The sequence below is a fragment of the Methanoregula sp. genome, from assembly GCF_049690535.1.
Lineage (GTDB): Archaea > Halobacteriota > Methanomicrobia > Methanomicrobiales > Methanospirillaceae > Methanoregula.
Window position 1 is genome coordinate 1 of sequence record NZ_JBAVMX010000016.1, and the last position, 5,724, is coordinate 5,724.

General features: G+C 55.4%; 6 protein-coding genes. All 6 read left to right on the forward strand.

The window, feature by feature from the left end; genetic code table 11:
• Positions 1 to 545 precede the first annotated feature (545 nt).
• Positions 546 to 1,448, forward strand: a complete 903-nt coding sequence (locus WCE46_RS01155) for a class 1 fructose-bisphosphatase (RefSeq protein ID WP_424731861.1) — start codon at positions 546 to 548, stop codon at positions 1,446 to 1,448.
• Positions 1,449 to 1,474: 26 nt separating this feature from the next.
• Complete coding sequence (locus WCE46_RS01160; protein WP_424731862.1) at positions 1,475 to 2,614, forward strand: class II fructose-bisphosphate aldolase; 1,140 nt, start codon at positions 1,475 to 1,477, stop codon at positions 2,612 to 2,614.
• A gap of 107 nt (positions 2,615 to 2,721) precedes the next feature.
• Positions 2,722 to 2,958 (forward strand): LSM domain-containing protein, encoded by a 237-nt coding sequence (locus tag WCE46_RS01165; RefSeq protein ID WP_424731863.1) that lies wholly within the window; start codon positions 2,722 to 2,724, stop codon positions 2,956 to 2,958.
• 24 nt (positions 2,959 to 2,982) lie between these two features.
• Positions 2,983 to 3,327, forward strand: a complete 345-nt coding sequence (locus WCE46_RS01170; protein WP_424731864.1) for a helix-turn-helix transcriptional regulator — start codon at positions 2,983 to 2,985, stop codon at positions 3,325 to 3,327.
• 61 nt (positions 3,328 to 3,388) lie between these two features.
• Positions 3,389 to 3,913, forward strand: coding sequence for a hypothetical protein (locus WCE46_RS01175; RefSeq protein WP_424731865.1), 525 nt, complete (start codon positions 3,389 to 3,391; stop codon positions 3,911 to 3,913).
• A 181-nt stretch (positions 3,914 to 4,094) separates the two neighbouring features.
• Positions 4,095 to 5,724 (forward strand): PAS domain S-box protein (locus WCE46_RS01180; protein ID WP_424731866.1); only part of this gene is annotated, 1,630 nt, incomplete at its 3' end.

Below are 5,724 nucleotides of genomic sequence, written 5' to 3' on the forward strand. Positions count from 1 at the left end.
GTCGATGACGCAGCTCGTCCCCCTCCCAAAACCGGTGACCGATGAGGGATCCTCTGCAACGTTCAGGGATGGTGTGCTGGAAGTTCATCTCAAAAAGATCACGAAAGAATCACGGGGAAAAATACCCGTTGACTAAATGATTGCAAAAGGATCATGAAGGAATAATACTGCTGGCACGTATCTGTAACCTGCCTCGCGGCAGAGAACGGATTCCGGGGGTTGGCGTGCCGGAAGTTACGTGAGAGGAACCTTCCGGATCCTTCGGGCGCCCCTGATCCCGGGACAAACCAAATCTCCTTTTTTATTGCTTGTAAATACGGTGGAAACAGTAAACTTTGACAGACACACGAAGTCTGGTGTACTTATCTTCCGGCATACGACCGCATCCGGGTTTTCTTCCATGCCCCGTATCCTGGCAGAAAACACGTGACAACTGGATAATAATCCTCATAAACCTCCGGGTCAAACGACTACCCACAGACCCGGACGCCCGTCCGGGCTATTCGGGGGAAAAACGCCGTTTGCGGCGTGATCCGGTGGTACTGATGATTCTTGAAGATTTCCTTATAAAATCCGGCACGGAAAAAAACCTCGCTGAACTCATCCTCTTTTTGAGCGAACAGGCCGGCCCCGTCAGGCAGGGTTTCCTTACCCACTGTATGAATACCTCGGTCTGCGGCACCCGGAACATGTTTGGCGAAGACCAGAAGCCGCTTGACAAGTATGCCGATGACGTGTTTGTCGAGGGCCTCAAAAAATCCCGCCTTGTCCGGTACATCGCGACCGAAGAGCAGGACCGGATCATCGAAGTAAAAGACGCAAAGACCAACTTCGGTGTCGTCATCGATCCGCTTGACGGCTCCTCGCTCCTTGACGTGAATCTCTGCGTCGGCTCGATCATCGGCATCTACCCCGGCCCGGTCCTCATGAAAGGTTCGGCCATGGTCGCTGCCCTGTACATGCTGTACGGGCCCCTCACCCTCCTGACCGTCACCACCGGCCACGGCGTCCACGAATTCGTAAAAGACGAGACCGGCAAATTTGTGCTGCGCGAGGAGAATATCCGGATCCCGGAGGGGAAGATCTACGCACCCGGGGCGCTGCGCAGGGATTACCTCCCGGCCCATGCCCGCTGGATCGCCGGGCTTGAAAGTGCCGGCTACAAGCTCCGGTTTTCCGGCTGTTTTGTCGCAGACGTCCACCAGATCCTCCACAAGGGCGGGGTGTTTACCTACCCTGGCTACAAAGGAAAAGAAAAAGGAAAACTGCGGATCCTGTACGAGGCAAACCCCATGGGCATGATCGTCTGCGAAGCAGGCGGGGCCGTCAGCAATGGGAGCACCGATTACCGCGAGATCAGGCCGGAAGCGATTGACCAGACCACGCCCATCTATATCGGTGGCAAAAAAGAGATCAGCCAGATTGAAAAATATATGAAGGAAGGATAAGTACACTCTAAAACAGGAGCAGGAACATGAAGGCACAAACGTTTGGTCCAATCCCCGGCTCGACCATCTTACACGGCATCTCCGGCAAAAAAGCGATTGTCATGGCCGCAAATGTCCGTATCGCAACGGTCGCCGAGGGAATTTTCAAAGCAGCAAAAGATACCGATTCTGCGGTTTTCATGGAACTTGCCCGGTCAGAATCCGATCTTAAAGGGGGCTACACCGGGATGACTCCGCAGGTATTCTCGGGAAAGATGAATGCAGCGGCAAAGGCGGTCGGGTTTGATATCTGGGCGCTCCACGCGGATCACATCACGATAAAAAAGGGCGATGCCGCAGAGGTCGACGGGACAAAGCAGCTGATCGATGCGCAGGTAAAAGCTGGGTACACCTCGTTTGCCATCGATGCCTCGCACCTCTTCAACTTCGAGGGAAAAACCGTCCGTGAAGAACTTGAGGAGAATATCCGGGTTACCACCGACCTTGCCCGTCATATCCGGCAGAAAATGAACGGGAAGGAGTTCGGCCTTGAAGTGGAAGTCGGGGAGATCGGGAGAAAAGACACGGAAGGTCTTGTCCTGACCCGGCCGGAGGAGGCCGTCGGGTTTATCAAAGCCCTCAATGAAAACGACGTCCACCCCCATGTGCTCGCCATCGCAAACGGCAGCTCCCACGGCCACGCGTACGATGCAAACGGGAACGTGATCGAACAGCTCTCCATCGATATCCCCCGGACAAAGGAGATCGCACAGGCGCTGCGTGACAACCACCTGCATGTCGGCATCGCCCAGCACGGCATCACCGGCACCCCCCGGGATCTCATCAACCTGCATTTCCCCAAAGGCGACATCATCAAGGGCAATGTCGGGACGTTCTGGCAGGACGTGGCGTTTGGCATCCTAAAAATCTACGAACCCGCTCTTTACCAGAATATAACGGACTGGACGCTTGAGAAGTACCGGCCCACAAATCCCGGTAAGAAAGACCGGCAGATCTTCGATGGCAACTGCAAGATGGCCATTAAGGAATTCTATAAGGAAATTTACGCGGTCGACGAAGAGACCAACAAGGCCATGCAGGCGATGGCCTACGCGGAAAGCCTGGTCTTTTTCAGGGCCTTTGGTGCTTACGGCACGGCATCAGCCATACGTAAGACCCTTGGATAAACCGGTTGCGGGAACACCGCCCGCCCCCTGTTTTTTAAAAGGTATTTTCGCCGCACCACCGCCATTTCTAGCAAACTTTAATTATCTTACGACCCTAATCAGGACAGATGGTTAACGGAATTGTTTTGCCCATAAAAAAAGTGTTTGCACTCGTAGATTCCAAGATTACCGTTGAGATCAAGGATGAGGGGCGCAAGCTGCAGGGCAGGCTTGTCGCGGTCGACGAATATCTGAATATCCACATGGACGAGACGATCGAGTTTGTCAACAACGAGCGGGGCAGGAGCCTGGGCACGGTCGTCATCCGGGGCAATAATATTCTTACCATTGCTCCGTTGCTCTAAACTGCTAAAGGGGACTGAATCGCGATGCCTGAACCTGAAGACGACGCCTACGCCTTAATCCAGTCTAGACCGGAGGGTGTCCTCCAGAGCGAGCTCTGGAAGGAACTGGGTGTGGACAGCCGGAAATGTTCGAGGATCGTAAAAAAACTCGAAGAGACCGGGCTTATCGATCGTGTTGAATTCAAGAAAGACGGGATCAAGACCTATCTGCTCCGTGCAAAAAGGCAGCCGGTACATCCCGAGAACCTGCTTGCCGGGGACGAACTGATCCCGTGTATCGCCTGCGACCTGGAATGCGTGGTGCAGGAGTGCCACCCGCTGATGGACTGGATGTACCAGCTCGCAATTGTCGGAAACACCAACAAGTGACAGGTTCCCGCCGTTTTTTTTAAGAGTTTTAACGAATTTCCCGACAATATTTTTCCCTTGTATGACCCGTTTCCGGCTGCCGTTAATAGTTGAGTGCCTGCTCTTTTTTGTCCCGCTCAATATCTATGGCATCGGCAATAACCTTGCCACCGGTGTCCAGTGGGCCCTCTTCCGGTACCAGGAAAGTTACCTCGGAAACAGCCTCATCCTCATACACCGGGATCTCGGTTACGTGCTCAATGGAACACTCAGAGGGTCCAGTGCGTTTTCAACGGTCATCTGGATACTGGGGGCATTTCTCCTTGTCGCCGCACTGATCCTTCTTACGTTTGCCACCGTACTGGATGACGCCCGGCCGGTAAAACCGGCAGGCCTGCTCAACATCGCTGGTGGCGTGCTCTTTCTCGTCGCGATGCTCGTCCAGTACGGCCCTGCCCTTCACAGCGATCACGGTTTTTCCCTGCCTATTGGCGTCCCGCTTATCCTTGTCACGGGGTGCTGGCTCGTGTTCGGGAACTTTTGTGACGACGAAGACGGGACCGTGGACGGCGGGGACACGGAATCTCACGACAGCGACAGCAGTTAAATTTGGAACCTGCCGGACCTCGTGGTCACACATGCCCTTTACGGGTGAGACAGGGGCATTCCGGGCATAAATTACGCGAAATCTGCAATTTCCCCTTTTCCCAGTCAAGTATTTATTGCAAAAATATCCAGATCATAGGTATACACCGGGAGGCGAGCAGCCCGCGCCCCGGGAGTCCCAGATGATATCCGTCCTGTTTGTCGATGACAATACCGATTTTCTCGCGCAATTTCGCCCGTTTTTAGAGAAGACGGGGGAGGTCAGGCTGGACGTCGTGCCGTCCACCAAACTGGCGATCGAGAAACTCAAGAGCCGGAACTTCGATGTCATCGTCTGCTACGAGAAAGTGTCAGCGGTCAACGGGATCGAGTTTGTTGCCGACATGGACGGCATCGGCTTTTTGCTCTACCTCCGGTCCATAGGAAACCCCACACCGGTCATCCTCTTTTCCCGCATGAGCGAGAACCGTGTCGCATTTGAAGAGGTCAATAACGGTACCGAAATTGTCATCCCCAGAATTGCGGACCTGCGTTCCCCGGCAGCGGATCTCGTCACCTTAATGAAGCAGACGGCACTGCGCAAGAAGTCGGAGCGGGACCTTAAACTGCAGAACGACCAGCTCACCCTGATCCTCTCGGCAACGCCGCTTGGGATCTTCCAGATGAGGAATGCCACCGTCGAGTGGATCAACCGCCCGCTTGTGACGCTTCTCGGGACGTCCGAGTCGGCCATTGTCGGAAAACCGGTCCGGGCATTTTTTAAGAGCGAGGAGGAGTTCGGGCAGGTCTGCCGGGACCTCCAGACCCACCGGGACGCACTCGGGAACGGGTATGCAGAGTGCGAACTCGTGCGGGCCGGCGGAAGTTTTGTGGCCTGCACCCTCCAGGCCCGGCTGCTCGACCCGCTTGACGCACAAAAAGGCGGCACCGTTGTCGTGACCGACATCTCCGAGAAAAAGAAGATGCGCGATGCCGTAAAGGAGAGCGAAGCGAAGTACCGGGAGATGATGCAGAACGCCCAGAGCATCATCATCCGGATGGACATGCAGGGCGTCATCACGTACACCAATACCTACGCGGCGGCATTCTTCGATTATTCCGCAAGCGACCTTGTCGGGAAGAACGTTGTCGGGACGATCGTGCCGGAGAAGAACCGGGGCGGCCACGATCTCTCGATGATGGCAAACGATCTGGGGTTCAACGCCGAGGGGTATGCCATCAACGTGAGCGAGAACATCCGCCGGAACGGGGATATTGTCTGGATCGCGTGGATCAACAAGGCGATCCGCGACCCGCAGGGCCACATCACCGAGGTACTCTGTATCGGCCACGATATCACCGACCGGAAACGGACCGGCGAGGTGCGCATCAGTACCGATACGTGGAAGGACCAGGTGGTCTCCGATACCGATGTACGGGAAGAGGTCTTTGACGCCGTCTTCCATATCTCGACCGAGATTTCGATCGAGGGCCGGGAAGGAAAGGCGGTCGGCACGACGTTTTTAATCGGCGATACCAAGAACGTGCTCGCGAAATCCCGGCAGATCATGCTCAATGCGTTCGAGGGCCATGTCCCCGAGATGCGGATGGTCACGAACCCCGATCTCAAGGAAAATATCAAGGAGTTCGCCCAGCTCGATGGGGCCTTTGTGATCACCGGCGACGGGTTCATCGAGGCTTCGGGACGGTACATCACGGTGGACTCAAGCAAGGTGACACTCCCGAAAGGCATGGGCACCCGGCACAACTCGGTTGCGGCGATAACAAGCGTGACCCGGGCCGTGGGGATCGTCGTCTCCCAGAGCGGCGGCG